7 protein-coding genes, 2 tRNA genes and 3 rRNA genes are annotated in these 17,790 nt (G+C 61.1%); 8 read left to right on the plus strand and 4 right to left on the minus strand.

Going from position 1 to position 17,790, the window contains the following annotated elements; all coding sequences use genetic code 11:
• The first annotated feature begins 4 nt into the window (after positions 1 to 4).
• The 3 genes from cobN (at position 5) to BPHYT_RS24855 (ending at position 5,570) form a co-directional block, all read left to right on the plus strand.
• Positions 5 to 3,814: a cobaltochelatase subunit CobN gene (gene cobN / locus BPHYT_RS24845; RefSeq protein ID WP_012426876.1), complete on the plus strand. Its 3,810-nt coding sequence runs from the start codon at positions 5 to 7 to the stop codon at positions 3,812 to 3,814.
• The gene (locus BPHYT_RS24850) at positions 3,811 to 4,887 is read left to right on the plus strand and encodes an ATP-binding protein (protein WP_012426877.1); all 1,077 of its coding nucleotides are present in this window, start codon (positions 3,811 to 3,813) and stop codon (positions 4,885 to 4,887) included. Before cobN ends, BPHYT_RS24850 begins: the two co-directional genes overlap by 4 nt.
• Positions 4,888 to 4,973: 86 nt before the next feature.
• On the plus strand, positions 4,974 to 5,570 hold the full coding sequence (locus BPHYT_RS24855; RefSeq protein ID WP_012426878.1) for a vWA domain-containing protein: 597 nt from the start codon (positions 4,974 to 4,976) through the stop codon (positions 5,568 to 5,570).
• Between the two features lie 33 nt (positions 5,571 to 5,603).
• On the opposite strand, the gene BPHYT_RS24860 is transcribed toward BPHYT_RS24855, so the two are convergent.
• Positions 5,604 to 6,548: a flagellar brake protein gene (locus BPHYT_RS24860; protein ID WP_012426879.1), complete on the minus strand. Its 945-nt coding sequence runs from the start codon at positions 6,546 to 6,548 to the stop codon at positions 5,604 to 5,606.
• A 688-nt stretch (positions 6,549 to 7,236) separates the two neighbouring features.
• Between BPHYT_RS24860 and BPHYT_RS24865 the strand changes: the two genes are divergently transcribed.
• The 5 genes from BPHYT_RS24865 (at position 7,237) to rrf (ending at position 12,587) form a co-directional block, all read left to right on the plus strand.
• Positions 7,237 to 8,767, plus strand: a 16S ribosomal RNA gene (locus BPHYT_RS24865).
• A 79-nt stretch (positions 8,768 to 8,846) separates the two neighbouring features.
• Positions 8,847 to 8,923 (plus strand) — tRNA-Ile (locus BPHYT_RS24870).
• Between the two features lie 68 nt (positions 8,924 to 8,991).
• A tRNA-Ala gene (locus BPHYT_RS24875) sits at positions 8,992 to 9,067 on the plus strand.
• A 321-nt stretch (positions 9,068 to 9,388) separates the two neighbouring features.
• Positions 9,389 to 12,268: ribosomal RNA gene (locus tag BPHYT_RS24880) — 23S ribosomal RNA — on the plus strand.
• Between the two features lie 205 nt (positions 12,269 to 12,473).
• Positions 12,474 to 12,587: ribosomal RNA gene (gene rrf / locus BPHYT_RS24885) — 5S ribosomal RNA — on the plus strand.
• Together the 16S, 23S and 5S rRNA genes with 2 tRNA genes alongside form the textbook arrangement of a ribosomal RNA operon.
• A 96-nt stretch (positions 12,588 to 12,683) precedes the next feature.
• Here rrf and BPHYT_RS24890 read toward each other — a convergent pair.
• From BPHYT_RS24890 to BPHYT_RS24900, 3 genes are all read right to left on the minus strand, one after another.
• Complete coding sequence (locus BPHYT_RS24890) at positions 12,684 to 13,754, minus strand: lipocalin-like domain-containing protein (protein ID WP_041759588.1); 1,071 nt, start codon at positions 13,752 to 13,754, stop codon at positions 12,684 to 12,686.
• A 470-nt stretch (positions 13,755 to 14,224) separates the two neighbouring features.
• Entirely contained in the window at positions 14,225 to 16,798 is a 2,574-nt protein-coding gene (locus BPHYT_RS24895; protein ID WP_012426881.1) for an FtsX-like permease family protein, read from the minus strand.
• Complete coding sequence (locus tag BPHYT_RS24900; RefSeq protein WP_012426882.1) at positions 16,785 to 17,516, minus strand: ABC transporter ATP-binding protein; 732 nt, start codon at positions 17,514 to 17,516, stop codon at positions 16,785 to 16,787. The genes BPHYT_RS24895 and BPHYT_RS24900 overlap by 14 nt, the downstream gene beginning before the upstream one ends.
• Between the last annotated feature and the right edge of the window lie 274 nt (positions 17,517 to 17,790).

Below are 17,790 nucleotides of genomic sequence, written 5' to 3' on the forward strand. Positions count from 1 at the left end.
GCGTATGCATCTGCTGCGCACCACGCCGGGCGGTTTTGTCGACGACACGCAAGGCGTGATCCGGATCGATCAGCAACCCGCGGATATCGTGGTGCTCAGTTCCGCCGACACTACGCTTTCGCTGCTGGCCAGCGTTTTTCCGCGCCTGGGTGAAGGCTTCCCGGGCGTGCGGCTCGCGAACGTCACGTATTTGCGGCAACCGGCGTCGGTGGATTTTTATCTCGAAGACGTCTTGCAGCATGCGCGCGTGGTGGTGGTCGACCACCTCGGTGGCGAAGCGTATTGGCCTTACGGTATCGAGCAGGTGGTGGCGCTCGCCGAGCGCAAGCAGCAGACGCTCGCCATGTTCTCCGGCGACTTGCAGGAAGATCCGAACCTGCTCGCGCGCAGCACCGCGAGCGCGGATCTGTGTCATCAACTGTGGCGCTATCTGCGTGAAGGCGGCCCGCAAAATGCCGAGGCGTTCCTGCGCTGTATCGCGCACCGCGCCTTCGGCTGGGGGCGCGAACCTGCGCCACCGCGCGCGTTGCCCGCCGCGACGCTCTACCATCCCGAGCGCGATACGCCGACCGTGGCCGACTGGCAGGCGCGCTGGAAACCAGGAGCGCCGGTTGCGGCGATCCTCTTCTACAAGGCGCATCTGCAGGCCGCCAACACGGCGGTGTTCGACGCGCTGATCGACGCACTCGAATCGCAAGGTCTGAATCCGCTGCCGATCGCGATTACCTCGCTGAAAGATGCGATGAGCCGCGACGTCGTGCAATCGCTGTGCGCGCAGCACGAGGTGGCGCTGGTGCTGAATACGACCGCGTTCGCCGCCTCCGCGATCGACGACCCCGAGCCGCTCGCGCTCGCCGGCGACGCGCCGGTGCTGCAGGTGATTCTGAGCGGCGGCAATCGCGAGGATTGGGTCAAGGACAATCAGGGTCTCAATTCGCGCGATATCGCCATGCATATCGCGCTGCCGGAAGTGGACGGCCGCATCATCACGCGCGCGATCAGTTTCAAGGGACTCGCGTACCGTTGTCCGCACACGCAGGTCGATGTGGTGCGTTATCAGCCGGACGCCGGGCGGGTAGGTTTTCTCGCCGAATTGAGCCGGCGCTGGTGCCGTCTGCGTTCACTCGATAACGCGGACAAGAAGCTCGCGCTGATCCTCGCCAACTATCCGATGAGCGAAGGGCGCATCGGCAATGGCGTGGGGCTCGATACGCCGGCTTCGGTGGTCGGTATTCTGTCGATGCTGCGCGACGAAGGCTATCGTCTCGCGGATTTGCCCAGGAACGGCGACGCGCTGCTGAAAAAGCTCACCGAAGGCGTGACCAACGATCCGGTCGTGCGCGATCTGCGTCCCGCGCTGCAAAGCCTCGCGCTCGACGACTATCTGCGGTATTTCAACGCCTTACCTCTTGAAGTACGCAACGCGTTGAACGCGCGTTGGGGCACGCCGGACGAGGACCCGACGCTGCGGCGCGGCCGCTTCATGATCGCGGGCTGGCGTTGCGGTCAGGTGTTCGTCGGCATTCAACCATCGCGCTCGCGCGAGCAGGGTGATTACGCGAGCTATCACGACGCCGAACTCGTACCGCCACATGCGTATCTGGCGTTCTATTTCTGGTTGCGTCACCAGTTCGGCATCGACGCAATCGTGCATGTCGGCAAGCACGGCAATCTGGAATGGCTGCCCGGCAAGAGCGTCGCATTGAGCGACACGTGCTGGCCCGATCTGATTCTCGGGCCGATGCCGCATCTGTATCCGTTCATCGTCAACGATCCGGGCGAGGGCAGCCAGGCCAAGCGGCGCGCGCAGGCTGTGATCATCGATCATCTGATGCCGCCGCTCACGCGTGCCGAAAGTTATGGACCGTTGCAGGACCTGGAGCGTCAGGTCGACGAATACTATGAAGCGCTGATGGTCGACCCGCGCCGCTCGAAACTGTTGCGGCGCACGATTCTGGCGACCATCGTCGAACATAAACTGCATGAGGAACTGAGTCTCGCGGCGCCCAACGGACAGGACGATGAAGACGCGCTGCTCACGCGCGTCGACGCGTGGCTATGCGAGCTGAAGGAAGCGCAGATTCGCGACGGCTTGCATACGTTCGGGCAATCGCCTGATGGCGTGCAGCGGCGGGATACGTTGCTGGCGCTGGGACGTTTTCCAGTCGGCGACGGGCAAGGCGGCAAGGCCGGTTTGATCGATGCATTGGCGCGTGATCTGGAGATGGATCATCTGTTCGACCCGTTGTCGGTGGATTGGTCGGCGGTGTGGGACGGTCCGCGTCCCGACGTGCTGCAATGCGTGAGCGATGCGCCGTGGCGGCACTGCGGCGATACGCGTGAACGGCTGGAGTTGCTGGCGGCTGAGTTATTGCGCGGCGTGTGCGGTGATCGAACGGACGCATCAGCAACGGCGTTGCCGCTCGCAGTGAGCTTGCCGCGAGCGGAGCAAGTGATCGAGCGTCTGCGTAACGACGTGCTGCCGCGGCTCGACGCCTGCGGTCCACAGGAAATGCTTCAGCTAAAGCGCGGCCTCGAAGGCCGTTTCGTGCCGCCGGGGCCGAGCGGTTCGCCGTCGCGTGGCCGGCCCGACGTGCTGCCCACCGGCCGCAACTTCTATTCGGTCGACACGCGCGCGGTGCCGACGCAAGCCGCCTGGTCGCTCGGCTTGAAATCTGCCCAGCAGTTGATTGAACGGCATTTGCAGGAGAAAGGCGACTATCCGCGCGCCATTGGTCTGTCCGTTTGGGGCACCGCGACCATGCGCACCGGTGGCGACGATATCGCCCAAGCGCTCGCATTGCTCGGCGTTCGGCCGAAGTGGGCGCCGGGCAGCCATCGCGTGACCGATTTTGAAATCATGCCGATCGAGGTGTTCGACCGGCCGCGAATCGATGTCACCTTGCGGGTGTCCGGATTCTTCCGCGACGCCTTCGCCAACGTCATGCATTTGTTCGACGCCGCCGTGCAGGCCGTCGCCGAACTCGACGAACCCGCGGACCTGAATCCGATTCGCGCGCGCGTGCTGCGCGAACGCGATGCGCTGATCGCGCGCGGCATGGACGCCGCCGAAGCGCGCAAGCGCGCCGGCTGGCGTGTGTTCAGCGCGCAGCCCGGCGCCTACGGCGCGGGTCTGCAGGACATGATCGACTCGCAGCAGTGGCAGACCGACGCCGATCTGGCGAACGCATATCAGGCGTGGGGCGGCTACGCGTACACGCAAAAGAGCGCGGGCGAAGAAGCGCGCCACGCGTTCGGCGCACGTCTCGCCGCAATGGACGTGGTGCTGCAGAACCAGGATAACCGCGAGCACGACCTGCTCGATTCGAACGATTACTACCAGTTCCAGGGCGGCATGGTTGCCGCGGTGCGCCATCTGGCCGGCGATCAGCCGAGCGTGTATCACGCCGACCACAGCAATCCGGCCGCGCCGCGCGTGCGTACGCTGCACGAGGAGATCGCGCGTGTGATCCGCTCGCGCGTGGTCAATCCGAAATGGCTCGATGGCGTGAAGCGTCATGGGTACAAGGGCGCGGCTGAAATCGCCGCGACCGTCGATTATCTGTATGGCTACGATGCGACGGCGCGCGTGATCGCGGATCATCAATATGCGCTCGTGACCGACGCCTATCTGAACGACGCAGACACCCGCGAGTTCTTGCAGCGGCATAACCCACACGCGTTGCATTCGATCTGCGAGCGCCTGCTCGAAGCGATGCAGCGCGGTTTGTGGCAGGCGCCCGGCGACTATCGCTCGCAAGTCGAACAGCATCTGCTTGCGAGCGAGCAGCAGATCGAAGGAATGCAAACATGAGTACAACGATGAGTGCCAACGCCGCGCGGCCCGTTTTTCCCTTTGCCGCGCTGATCGGCCAGGCGCCGTTGCAGCAGGCGCTGCTGCTGGCCGCCATCGATCCGGGATTGGGCGGCGTGCTGGTCACCGGGCCGCGTGGCACCGCGAAGTCGACCGCGGCGCGCGCGCTGGCTGAGTTGTTGCCGGAAGGGCAACTGGTGAATCTGCCGCTTGGCGCGAGCGAAGATCGCCTGATCGGTACGCTCGATCTCGAAACCGTGTTGCGCGACGGGTCGGTGCGCTTCTCGCCCGGTCTGCTCGCGAAGGCGCACCGCGGCGTGCTGTATGTGGATGAAGTCAATCTGCTGCCCGACGCGCTCGTCGATGCCTTGCTCGACGCCGCCGCGAGCGGCGTGAATACCGTTGAACGCGATGGCGTATCGCACAGCCACGACGCGAGCTTCGTGCTGATCGGCACGATGAATCCTGAAGAGGGCGAACTGCGGCCGCAATTGATCGACCGCTTCGGCTTGATGATCGAGTTGCAGAACTGTTTCGAGCCGCGCGTGCGTCAGGCGATCGTGAAGGCGCGGCTCGCGTTCGATCTCGATCCGCAGGGCTTTCGCGCGGGCTATGCGCAGCAGCAGGCCGCTTATGTCGAGCGGATTCGAGTGGCGCGCGCAGCGCTGCCGCAACTCGCGTTCGATGACGCCGTGCATGCGCATGTGAGCGCGCTCTGCATCGACGCCGCCGTGGATGGTTTGCGCGCCGATCTCGTGATGCTGCGCGCGGCGCGCGCGTTGGCGGCGCTTGAACAGGCGGCTGCGGTGACGGCGGAGCATGTCGATCGGGTGGCTGAGGCGGTGTTGGCTCATCGGCGGCATGTTCGCGAGTCGCCGGCCGAAGGTGGCCCGCGTGAGGGCGACGCCGAACGTGCGGCTTCTTCCGATAGCAGGTCCTCATCCGCGGAAGGCGATGGGCCGCCGCCGGCCGCCGCTGCCGCCGCCGATTCGGATTGGGGCTATCTCGCGCCCGAGCCGGCCGCAACCACGCACGTCAAGGGCGTCATTCCACTTAATGTAAAAAAACGCTGAGCCATCGGAAGGGCGCCGCCGCTGACTTGCGCAGCGGTTTTCGATGGCTGCAAGGCGCGGGCGCGGGTCCCGCTACGCGCGGGCGCTTGCGCGGCGAACCGGGCATACGCATCGACTGGCTGCGCACACTCTCCGCGAAGCGCCAGGAGGCGTTGCGCGCCGGGCATCTGCGTTTCGCGCGCGAGGCGCCGCGCGGCGGCGTGCTGCACTGCTTCGTACTCGATTGCTCCGGTTCCATGCTGGCCGGGCAGCGCCTCGCGCTCGCCAAGGGATTGCTGATCGCCCTGTTCGACCGTGCGAGCGCGGCGCGGGCCGAGGCGGCGCTGGTCTGTTTCGGCGGCGCCGCTGCGGACGTGCGTTTCGGTCCCGCCGTGCCGCGCTGGTGGAACGAGCGGTGGCTGAGCCCAGTGGGCGGCGGAGGCGGCACGCCGCTGACGGCGGGCGTTCGGCGTGCATCTGAACTGCTGGATCGCAGCGCGCGCCGCAAGCCCGGCCAGCAACGCTGGTTGTGGATTCTGACCGATGGCCGCACGCGTGACATGCCGGCGCGGCCGCTGGATGCGGACGAGGTGGTGTTCGTCGATTTCGAGCGCGAGGCGATCCGGCTGGGCCGCTGCGAAACGCTCGCCGATGCTTGGGGCGCTCGGCGTTTGACACCGGAAGAACTGATGCTGATGGGCTGAGCGGCGCGGGTCGTGCCGCTCACGGGCGAGCGCTTATTTCAGGCCGTTCGACCAATACACCACATCGTCCTGACGGTCGAACACGAAGACTTTCATTGCCATCTGCTGGGCTGCGTCGAGTTGATCGAGTTCGAGCCCGTGAGTCGAGGGCTCGCCGGGGCCGCTGCCTTTCTGCACGTTGCGGATCACCGCCGTGGTTTCGATCTCCGTGTTGAGATCCTTCGACTTCAGGCGAAAGGCAACGCGCAACCGGTCGCCGACGGCGCCGAGACTCCATGAGGCGGTCAGCGACATGCCGAGTGCGCTAATGCCTTTCGCGAGTCCGAGGCCTTCATAGGATTCGCCGGTTTCGCCGATGCCGAAACGCACCGCGAGGTGCGCGCGAACGCGGATCGATTTGCGTTCGCGCAGGCGGCGGATCACGCCGGGCTTCGACAGCACGACATAATCGAACGGCGTGCGGCAGATCGCTTCGATCGTGCAGACGAAACGGAACACCGCATGGCTCGCAATCGCGACGATTTCGATGTTTTCACCGATGCCGAGCGGGAAGATGCGGCCTTCGTGCATCGGCGGAGTAACGAAAAGCGAATGATTCGGCGCGAAACCGATGATGCGGCACGGATGCATGGGCGCGCCGCTGCCGAGCTGCGAGCGCACACCGATCAATGCACCGATTTCCAGATGCATGTCTTTGAGCGTCAGTTCGCCGTTGGGGTCCGCTTGCGGCTCTGTCTGCTGTGGCGGTTGCGTGGTCGCGTCCAGTAAGTCGCCGCGCTGCGGACGGAAGTGCGCGAACAGGAAGTTGCGCTCGTCCGTGGTCGCCAGGATGGTGCCGCTGGTGAACAGCAGCGTGCCGTCGGCGTCGACGATCGGCCAGTCGAGAGGCTTGCCTACCGGCACGTTTTCCGGATTCAAGGCCGGAGTTTGGGCTGCGGGTGAGGCTTCCTCGACGTGTTCCTCGACTGGATTGTCCATGGTCGGCGGCGATTTGAGTGGCGGGATATCTTGGTTGACGGCTGATGTGAGGGAAACTTTAGTTTTTGCGGCGGCGCCGGTTTTCCAGTTCTTTCGATGCCGCTGCGGGATGTGCGCGGGATGTGTGTCGTGGCTCTATATATTGCAAGGCGGCTCGCTTGACTGATTTGGCGGCGGGTAGTCTCGGCCGTTGATCGCCTGGCTGGCCGTCACGAGTACGATTGCCTCATGAGCGCACAATTAAATCGGATGACTAACTAATTTGACGGCGTTGTGATGGTGCCTGTTTCGGTACCGCTCAACTTTCTGAAAAATATTGCGCGAAGGGGGTTGACGACGTGTCGCTCGCTCTCCATAATCTCGTTTCTCTGCTGCTGATGCAGCGACGCAGAACGAAGCGGTGCCGGGTAGTTGGAATGCTGATGATAGATGTCAGCGGCGTGCGGTGCCGGTTTGGTGGTGAATGCGGAATCGATCTTTAAAAATTAACAGCCGATAAGTGTGGGCGCTTGATGCGCGACGCGCAGTGGATCCTTCGGGGTTTGCTGGAAGCGAAAGTATCAAGTCTCACACAGTAATGAAAGGAAGGTTTTTCCATTGAAAGATGGAGAGATCATTCGTCAGTACGTTGAGTGAGCGACCGGTTGCAAGCAGGCAACTGCGACAACCGAAAAACAGTAACAGGTTTGAACTGAAGAGTTTGATCCTGGCTCAGATTGAACGCTGGCGGCATGCCTTACACATGCAAGTCGAACGGCAGCACGGGGGCAACCCTGGTGGCGAGTGGCGAACGGGTGAGTAATACATCGGAACGTGTCCTGTAGTGGGGGATAGCCCGGCGAAAGCCGGATTAATACCGCATACGATCTGTGGATGAAAGCGGGGGATCTTAGGACCTCGCGCTACAGGGGCGGCCGATGGCAGATTAGCTAGTTGGTGGGGTAAAGGCCTACCAAGGCGACGATCTGTAGCTGGTCTGAGAGGACGACCAGCCACACTGGGACTGAGACACGGCCCAGACTCCTACGGGAGGCAGCAGTGGGGAATTTTGGACAATGGGCGCAAGCCTGATCCAGCAATGCCGCGTGTGTGAAGAAGGCCTTCGGGTTGTAAAGCACTTTTGTCCGGAAAGAAAACCTCTTGGTTAATACCTGAGGGGGATGACGGTACCGGAAGAATAAGCACCGGCTAACTACGTGCCAGCAGCCGCGGTAATACGTAGGGTGCAAGCGTTAATCGGAATTACTGGGCGTAAAGCGTGCGCAGGCGGTTCGCTAAGACAGATGTGAAATCCCCGGGCTTAACCTGGGAACTGCATTTGTGACTGGCGGGCTAGAGTATGGCAGAGGGGGGTAGAATTCCACGTGTAGCAGTGAAATGCGTAGAGATGTGGAGGAATACCGATGGCGAAGGCAGCCCCCTGGGCCAATACTGACGCTCATGCACGAAAGCGTGGGGAGCAAACAGGATTAGATACCCTGGTAGTCCACGCCCTAAACGATGTCAACTAGTTGTCGGGTCTTCATTGACTTGGTAACGTAGCTAACGCGTGAAGTTGACCGCCTGGGGAGTACGGTCGCAAGATTAAAACTCAAAGGAATTGACGGGGACCCGCACAAGCGGTGGATGATGTGGATTAATTCGATGCAACGCGAAAAACCTTACCTACCCTTGACATGTATGGAATCCTGCTGAGAGGTGGGAGTGCCCGAAAGGGAGCCATAACACAGGTGCTGCATGGCTGTCGTCAGCTCGTGTCGTGAGATGTTGGGTTAAGTCCCGCAACGAGCGCAACCCTTGTCCCTAGTTGCTACGCAAGAGCACTCTAGGGAGACTGCCGGTGACAAACCGGAGGAAGGTGGGGATGACGTCAAGTCCTCATGGCCCTTATGGGTAGGGCTTCACACGTCATACAATGGTCGGAACAGAGGGTCGCCAACCCGCGAGGGGGAGCCAATCCCAGAAAACCGATCGTAGTCCGGATCGCACTCTGCAACTCGAGTGCGTGAAGCTGGAATCGCTAGTAATCGCGGATCAGCATGCCGCGGTGAATACGTTCCCGGGTCTTGTACACACCGCCCGTCACACCATGGGAGTGGGTTTTACCAGAAGTGGCTAGTCTAACCGCAAGGAGGACGGTCACCACGGTAGGATTCATGACTGGGGTGAAGTCGTAACAAGGTAGCCGTATCGGAAGGTGCGGCTGGATCACCTCCTTTCTCGAGCTCACGTGTCAATCGTGTTGAGCGCTCACGCTTATCGGCTGTGAATTAAAGACAGAAACGCAGACAGACTCAGGGGTCTGTAGCTCAGTCGGTTAGAGCACCGTCTTGATAAGGCGGGGGTCGATGGTTCGAATCCATCCAGACCCACCATTGTCTTGTCTGCGATGGCTGACCGGCAAAACCCCTGAGTGGCAACAGATGATGGTCTGTGCATGACTGGGGGATTAGCTCAGCTGGGAGAGCACCTGCTTTGCAAGCAGGGGGTCGTCGGTTCGATCCCGTCATCCTCCACCAATCCTCAATGCGTAGCGCTGCTGTGAGAAGCAGAGTGCTGTGCATTGGCGATTGAGCCAGTCAGAGTGATACATGGTTATAGCAACCATGATATCGGCTGTCGTTCTTTAACAATCAGGAAGAAGTAGTAAAGAGATTCACGAAAGCATGCTTAGAGATGGGTGTGCGAGTAGGTGAATCAGGGTTGTGATTGTATCAATGTATGAAAAGGTGATCGAAAGATTGCTTTGGAATACGGCGCAACACGAATACTCAACCTGTAGCGAGTGTGGCAGCCACGGTCCTTCCCAGTGAAGGGCGTGCGAGACACACCCGTTATAGGGTCAAGCGAACAAGTGCATGTGGTGGATGCCTTGGCGATCACAGGCGATGAAGGACGCGGTAGCCTGCGAAAAGCGGAGGGGAGCTGGCAAACGAGCTTTGATCCTCCGATATCCGAATGGGGAAACCCGGCCCGAATGGGTCATCCATGACTGAATACATAGGTCATGAGAAGCGAACGCGGTGAACTGAAACATCTAAGTAACCGCAGGAAAAGAAATCAACCGAGATTCCCAGAGTAGTGGCGAGCGAAATGGGACCAGCCTGTACTCTTTATCTTCATTGTTAGTCGAAGGCTCTGGAAAGTGCCGCCATAGCAGGTGATAGCCCTGTAGACGAAAACAGCGAGGAAGAACTAGGTGTACGACAAGTAGGGCGGGACACGTGAAATCCTGTCTGAAGATGGGGGGACCATCCTCCAAGGCTAAATACTCGTGATCGACCGATAGTGAACCAGTACCGTGAGGGAAAGGCGAAAAGAACCCCGGGAGGGGAGTGAAACAGATCCTGAAACCGCATGCATACAAACAGTCGGAGCCTCGCAAGGGGTGACGGCGTACCTTTTGTATAATGGGTCAGCGACTTACATTCAGTGGCAAGCTTAACCGATTAGGGCAGGCGTAGCGAAAGCGAGTCCGAACAGGGCGATTCAGTCGCTGGGTGTAGACCCGAAACCAGGTGATCTATCCATGGCCAGGATGAAGGTGCGGTAACACGTACTGGAGGTCCGAACCCACTAACGTTGAAAAGTTAGGGGATGAGCTGTGGATAGGGGTGAAAGGCTAAACAAACCTGGAAATAGCTGGTTCTCTCCGAAAACTATTTAGGTAGTGCCTCGTGTATCACCTTCGGGGGTAGAGCACTGTCATGGTTGTGGGGTCCATTGCGGATTACTACGCCATAGCAAACTCCGAATACCGAAGAGTGCAATCACGGGAGACAGACATCGGGTGCTAACGTCCGGTGTCAAGAGGGAAACAACCCAGACCGCCAGCTAAGGTCCCCAAATATTGCTAAGTGGGAAACGAAGTGGGAAGGCTAAAACAGTCAGGAGGTTGGCTTAGAAGCAGCCATCCTTTAAAGAAAGCGTAATAGCTCACTGATCGAGTCGTCCTGCGCGGAAGATGTAACGGGGCTAAGCAATATACCGAAGCTGCGGATGCACATTTATGTGCATGGTAGGAGAGCGTTCCGTAAGCCTGCGAAGGTGCATTGAAAAGTGTGCTGGAGGTATCGGAAGTGCGAATGCTGACATGAGTAGCGATAAAGGGGGTGAAAAGCCCCCTCGCCGTAAGCCCAAGGTTTCCTACGCAACGTTCATCGGCGTAGGGTGAGTCGGCCCCTAAGGCGAGGCAGAAATGCGTAGCTGATGGGAAGCAGGTTAATATTCCTGCACCATTGTTAAATGCGATGGGGGGACGGATCGCGGAAGGTTGTCCGGGTGTTGGAAGTCCCGGTCCTTGCATTGGAGAAGGCGCTTAGGCAAATCCGGGCGCGGAATTCAAGGGTGCGAGGCCATTCACTTCGGTGAAGAAGCAATCGGAAGTGGTTCCAAGAAAAGCCTCTAAGCTTCAGTTTAACAGGACCGTACCGCAAACCGACACAGGTGGGCGAGATGAGTATTCTAAGGCGCTTGAGAGAACTCGGGAGAAGGAACTCGGCAAATTGGTACCGTAACTTCGGGATAAGGTACGCCCCTGTAGCCTGATGCGCCTGCGCGCAAAGGGTGAAGGGGTTGCAATAAACTGGTGGCTGCGACTGTTTAATAAAAACACAGCACTCTGCAAACACGAAAGTGGACGTATAGGGTGTGACGCCTGCCCGGTGCCGGAAGATTAAATGATGGGGTGCAAGCTCTTGATTGAAGTCCCGGTAAACGGCGGCCGTAACTATAACGGTCCTAAGGTAGCGAAATTCCTTGTCGGGTAAGTTCCGACCTGCACGAATGGCGTAACGATGGCCACACTGTCTCCTCCCGAGACTCAGCGAAGTTGAAGTGTTTGTGATGATGCAATCTCCCCGCGGCTAGACGGAAAGACCCCATGAACCTTTACTGTAGCTTTGCATTGGACTTTGAACCGGTCTGTGTAGGATAGGTGGGAGGCTTTGAAGCGTGGACGCCAGTCTGCGTGGAGCCATCCTTGAAATACCACCCTGGTTTGTTTGAGGTTCTAACCTTGGTCCGTAATCCGGATCGGGGACAGTGCATGGTAGGCAGTTTGACTGGGGCGGTCTCCTCCCAAAGTGTAACGGAGGAGTACGAAGGTACGCTAGGTACGGTCGGAAATCGTGCTGATAGTGCAATGGCATAAGCGTGCTTAACTGCGAGACCGACAAGTCGAGCAGGTGCGAAAGCAGGTCATAGTGATCCGGTGGTTCTGTATGGAAGGGCCATCGCTCAACGGATAAAAGGTACTCTGGGGATAACAGGCTGATACCGCCCAAGAGTTCATATCGACGGCGGTGTTTGGCACCTCGATGTCGGCTCATCTCATCCTGGGGCTGTAGCCGGTCCCAAGGGTATGGCTGTTCGCCATTTAAAGAGGTACGTGAGCTGGGTTTAAAACGTCGTGAGACAGTTTGGTCCCTATCTGCCGTGGGCGCTGGATATTTGAAGGGGGCTGCTCCTAGTACGAGAGGACCGGAGTGGACGAACCTCTGGTGTACCGGTTGTCACGCCAGTGGCATCGCCGGGTAGCTATGTTCGGAAGAGATAACCGCTGAAAGCATCTAAGCGGGAAACTCGCCTTAAGATGAGATATCCCCGGGGCTTCGAGCCCCTTGAAGGGTCGTTCAAGACCAGGACGTTGATAGGTCAGGTGTGGAAGCGCAGTAATGCGTTAAGCTAACTGATACTAATTGCCCGTAAGGCTTGATCCTATAACAGGTGTGTTTCGACATGAGTCAGCGCTTCAGCGCTTGCTCAGGTCAACCCCCGAAGGGGGCAGGAACACTCAGGTTAAGTGATCGTGTTGTGCCAGAATCAACACAACCCCAACAGCTTTACCCCTGGTGAGCATCACCAGAAACTACTTCTTCCAGATTGGCTGTGCCGCCCAACCGGCGACACGGCAACCCGTCAAAGCCTGATGACCATAGCGAGTCGGTCCCACCCCTTCCCATCCCGAACAGGACCGTGAAACGACTCCACGCCGATGATAGTGCGGATTACCCGTGTGAAAGTAGGTAATCGTCAGGCTCCCCTGCAGCATCAGAAACCCCACCCCATCAAAGGTGGGGTTTCTGCGTTTACGCCGCAGAAATACTCAGACAATCCCGCGCAATACAGCCGCCTTCATTCCCCGCCCAGTCGCAACGCGTTCGCGTAGCCCGTCAGTTCCAGATAGGCCCGTCCGGCATCCACACCTTCGCGGCTTACCCGCACCGCGCCTTCCCAGTACACCGCGCCCGTCGATTGCCGCGAATCGAGTTCTTGATCGTCCATCAGCGGGTCGAGTTTCCATGTCAGCAGGCCGGTTTTGACCGCCATCGAGACGGGATAAGAAGTGTTCGTGCGGGGCGAGCGCCATGTGCGAAGCGGCGTAAAGTCGACTTGATTGGGACCGAATGTCGTCACCTCGCCGTCGGGTTTGCGAAATGCCGCATGCGCCCACACGGCGTGTCCGTCGCGACTTCGCACCTTGAATGCCATCAGCGCGGAGCCGTCGGCGAGGTTGGCACCCAGCCAATCCCAGCCTGCCGCATTGGCATCGAGCAACGTGCTCGACCATTCGTGATCGAGCCACGCCATTCCCGTTACAGTAGTCTCGCCACGCGACGGACCGCCTGCCGCGACCGGTCGAACCACACCGCCAGTAACGCGCAATTGCGGCTCGCTATAGTAATAACTCGCCTGCTCAGGCCGCGGACCTTTGCGTGAATAGCCGCGTTCACCCTGAATCAGCGGTGCCTGCGTCGGTGTCAACTTGAGATGCAGCGAAAAGCCGTTCGCATCCGCAACGACATCGTAATGACCGTCGGCGGCCCGAATCATTTTCCATGCGTCGAGTTTGACGTCGGTGTTGGCCGGCTTCGCATACGCCAGGCCGAAGCCTTGACGGGCAATGCGCTGATCATGCGCAAGATGGCCGAGCGAGGGATCGCTTAACGCGGCATGGGCAATGATCAATTGCGAAGGCGCGAAAGCACTCGGATCGGCGGCATCATGCCCGGTTGCGGAACGGAAGAATGTGATCTGAAATCCGAGTGGCTGATTATCCGGCGTGGTGAGCCAGCCCGTCGCATACCACCACTCGGTGCGAAAGCCCGCGTGCGCACCGGTGTCTTGCGGCAGGGAGATTGCGTGATCGGGTGTGACCGCTGCGAATTCGGGCGACTCGGCGAACGCGGGCGACGCAGTCAGCATCAAGATGGACAGCAAGCTGCGAATACGCCGACCTATGCGCCGATTCGTCACGCGAGCGGGCTTAACCGGCGGCTTGCAGTGCCGCATATTCTGGCCCGACGCCGCGCGCGCCAGCCGCAGCGCACGTGATCGCAGGGCGACATCCGATCCGCCACTGGCGACAGCCAAGCGAGCCGACATCCATGACACTTCGCGGCCGATCCGCCCGTCGCGCGGGACACTCTCGCTCCAAACCACGCCCATGATCCGCGACTCACGCACTTGCAGAGTGGCGCAATACCGGCCGCCAGAGGCCAAATCGAAGCGCGCTCCCGCCCACGACACCTCGCGCCCAATCGACGCGTCTTCCGACGTGCTCCCGTCCGAAACCACGACCACCATCCCCGGTTCACGCCGCCACAAAGCGCGATCAAAGCGCGCCGCCACTGTCCGCATAACCCACCGCGCCAAATCGCGGGACAAAGACCGCATCACCAATCCTCCTTCACGGCACGCACAGCATCCACCGATACTGCGTCGCGTCCCGCGATCACTGCTGTCGAACACGACGAAGCGAGCATCACCACCGCGACGGTAGCAAGCGCGATCCACGGCACATGCAGTGACATGCTCCAATGAAACGACTGCGGATTGACGACGAACACCAGAATCAGACTGATCGCAGAGCCGAGCACGAAGCCCAGTGCGATGCCGCACGCGGTGAGCATGCCGCCTTCGAGCGCGAGAATGGCGAGCACCTGCGAGCGCGTCACGCCGACGTGCCGCAGCATGCCGAACTCACGCGACCGAGCGAGCGTCTGCGCGGAGAACGTGGCTGCCACGCCGAACAGGCCGATCACGATAGCGACCGCTTCGAGAAGATAGGTGACCGCAAAACTGCGATCGAAAATCACCAGCGTGCGCGCGCGGATTTCACCAGGTAGCGACAAATCCAGCGATGCGCCGAAGGGCAGTGCGCGCAGCCCCTCGACCACCTGATCGACACTCGTTCCCGGCTGAACGGTGACGGCGACATCGGTTGCACTCGTGTCACCGGTCAAGCGCCGGAAATCGGCAAGCCGTATCTGAATGGCTCCGGTCTGCCGCACGTAATCGCGCCATACGCCCGCCACCACGAACACATGGCCGCGCTCGCCGAACGGCAATCGAACTCGCTGACCCAGCTTGTATTGATACAGGTCGACCATTGCTTCGGATACCCAAACAGGCGTTTCGCCGGCGTGAAGTTCCGCAGGCGGCAGCACAGCTCCAGTTATCTGCAGATTCGCGCCCGGATCGGCTGCGTCGATCTCGCGCGCGAGCAGCGCGATGTCGGGCCGCGCAGGGTCGAGCGTCAGATGCGAAGTGCGGGCGAATGCGGCTGTTTTAATACCGGGAACGGCCGCGAGCCGGCTCTGTTCGTCCAACCGCAAACCGCCGGTGTCGCCGTTCGGCGCCACGCGGACATAGAGATCGGCGGAGAGCAGATGAACCAGCCAGTCTTCGACGGAAACCCGGAAGCTGGCGACCATAATGGCCATCGCGACGATCAGCGCAAAGCTCGACAGCACACCGCCCATGGCGATCGACGCGTGCCCAGGCGCATTCGCGAGACGCGCGAGCGCCAGCGTGCCGGCCGCGCCGGTCCGGCGTCGCGTGGCGAAAGCACGGCTCGCCGCGCCGAAGATGAGCGCGGTCACGCGCGGCATCAGCGCAATTCCGCCGACCAGCAGCAATGCGACGGCCAGATAGCCGCCGATCGGCGCATCGAAGAGCGGCGGCAACTGGGTGAGCGCTGCGGCGGCCAGCAGACACAGCAGGGCGGGCCACGGTGTGGCGAGCCGCGCCAACGCGCCTTCTTCGGCGCCCGCCTTGAGCGCTGTGGCCGGCCGCGCACGCGCCGCTTCCAGCGCGGGGGCGAGACTGCCCAACACCGATACGGCCAGCCCGAGCATCAGAAACAACGCGCTCGCCAGCGGTTCGAAGCCGACTCGCGGCTGCACACCAGGAAAGTAGCCGCCGCCCAGATCGCTGCCGAAAAAATGCAGCGCGCTGCTCGCCATCGCGTAGCCGAGCGCGAGCCCCGCGAGCGAGCCCAGCAGACCGAGCAGCGCGCCTTCCACCAGGATCTGGCGCAGCAGTTGGCCGCGCGTCAACCCGAGCACACGCAGCATGGCGAATTGCGCGCGGCGTCGCACGACGCTCAGCGCCTGCGTCGAAAACACCAGAAATGCGCCCGTGAACAAGGCCACCAGCGCGAGCACGTTCATATTGATCCGATACGCCCGTGAAAGGCGATCGGTGCGGCTTTCGGCGTCACGCGTTTCGGCAATGACCCACTGGTTGCCGAGTCGCGCTTGCAGTTCACGTCTGAAGCGCTCGCGGTCGACGCCGCGTTCGAGTTGCACGTCGACTCGCGACAGCTTGCCCAATTTGCCGAATTTCCACTGCGCGGCGGCGATATCCATGACGGCGAGCCGCTGGCCCGGCCGTGTTCTCACGATGCCGCCCGCCACGCGCAAATGCACGATCGAGGTGCCGCTTCGCAGCGCCACCTCGTCGCCTGCTTTCACCTTCAGCCATTGCTGGGCTGCTGTCGAGAGAAATACGGTGTCGGTCGCGAGGCTGTCGAACGGTTTATCCGGCGACGGCACGCCGATCAGATCGGGCGCAATACGGCCCGCTTTGAAAACGTCGATGCCGAGCACCGGCAGTGCGGCGCTCCGGTCGGGCACGGTGACATCGAGTGCAAGCACGGGACTGGCCAGCGCGACTCCGGGCGCGTTGGCGAGCAGCGGATAGATGGCTTCGTCGACTAATGGTTGGGCGCCGCGCACCTGCAGATCGGCTTCGCCCGACAGGCTGCGGGCCGCCGCGGAGAATTCATTGAAGGCCGCGCTGTTGATCAACTGCACGGCGTAACCGAGCGCGACGCCGAGCGCGATCGTAGCAATCGCAACCAGAGCGCGCCCGCGATGACTGCGCCATTCGGCGCCGAGCAGCCAGCGCGCGAGAGCACGATGGCCTCGCAAGCGCGGTAGATGACGAGAATCAGCGGACGTCATCGGCGGAAGGTGTGCAGATACCGGAGGTCGTGGCGGTGGAAGGACGCGTCGCATGCAAACCGCCGTCGCTCAGGATCAGGATCCGATCGGCGACGGCCGCGGCGGCTTCCGAGTGCGTCACCATGATCGTGGCCGCGCCGGTTGCCTTGCTTTGCGCACGGAACAGGCCGAGCACTTCGTGTGCGGTATCGGGATCGAGGTTGCCCGTGGGTTCGTCGGCGAGCAGCAGTTTCGGGCGATGCACCAGCGCTCGCGCAATCGCGACGCGCTGCAATTCGCCGCCCGAGAGTTGACGCGGAAAATCATCGCCGCGTCCACCAAGTCCGACCGCCGCGAGCATGTCGAGCGCGGCGGCGGTGGGCAGTTCGTTGAGCAGCAGTGGCAGCGCCACATTCTGCGCAAGCGTCAGATGCGGCAGCACGTGAAACGCCTGGAAGACAAAGCCGAGTTTTTGCCGTCGCAGGCGCGTCGCCGCGTCGTCGTCCAGACGCGAAACGGCGCTGCCGTCGATGATCACCTCGCCGCTGTCCGCACTGTCGAGGCCGGCCACCAGATTGAGCAGCGTCGACTTGCCGACGCCGGAATCGCCCATGATCGCGACGAACTCACCCGGTCCGAGTATGAAATCCAGTTGCGCCAGCACGATGCGGCCTGCGCCGTAGGTCTTGCTGAGCCCGCGGCACTCGAGAGCGGGAACGACGCCTTCGTCACGTAGCATGCGTTTTCCGAAAAGTGTGGCCGGCGAGGGCGGCGTCCGGGCGGGCGAAACGCGGACCGGAAAACGGTGCACGCGTGCACGAACATTGGTGCTTGAATCGCCGAAGTATATTCGGCTTCTGTAAGGCACGCAGAAGCCTCCGTGCCCAGGTCTGGCCTGAAAAAACCGAACCCCGCTCGACCGCGTCCGGAAAAATTTCAGCGTCGCGATGCGGATTATTTAGAGCACGCGATCAAAAAATTTTTCCGCGTGTCGACGAGGAAAATTTTCTCCG

Source organism: Paraburkholderia phytofirmans PsJN, assembly GCF_000020125.1.
GTDB classification, from domain to species: domain Bacteria; phylum Pseudomonadota; class Gammaproteobacteria; order Burkholderiales; family Burkholderiaceae; genus Paraburkholderia; species Paraburkholderia phytofirmans.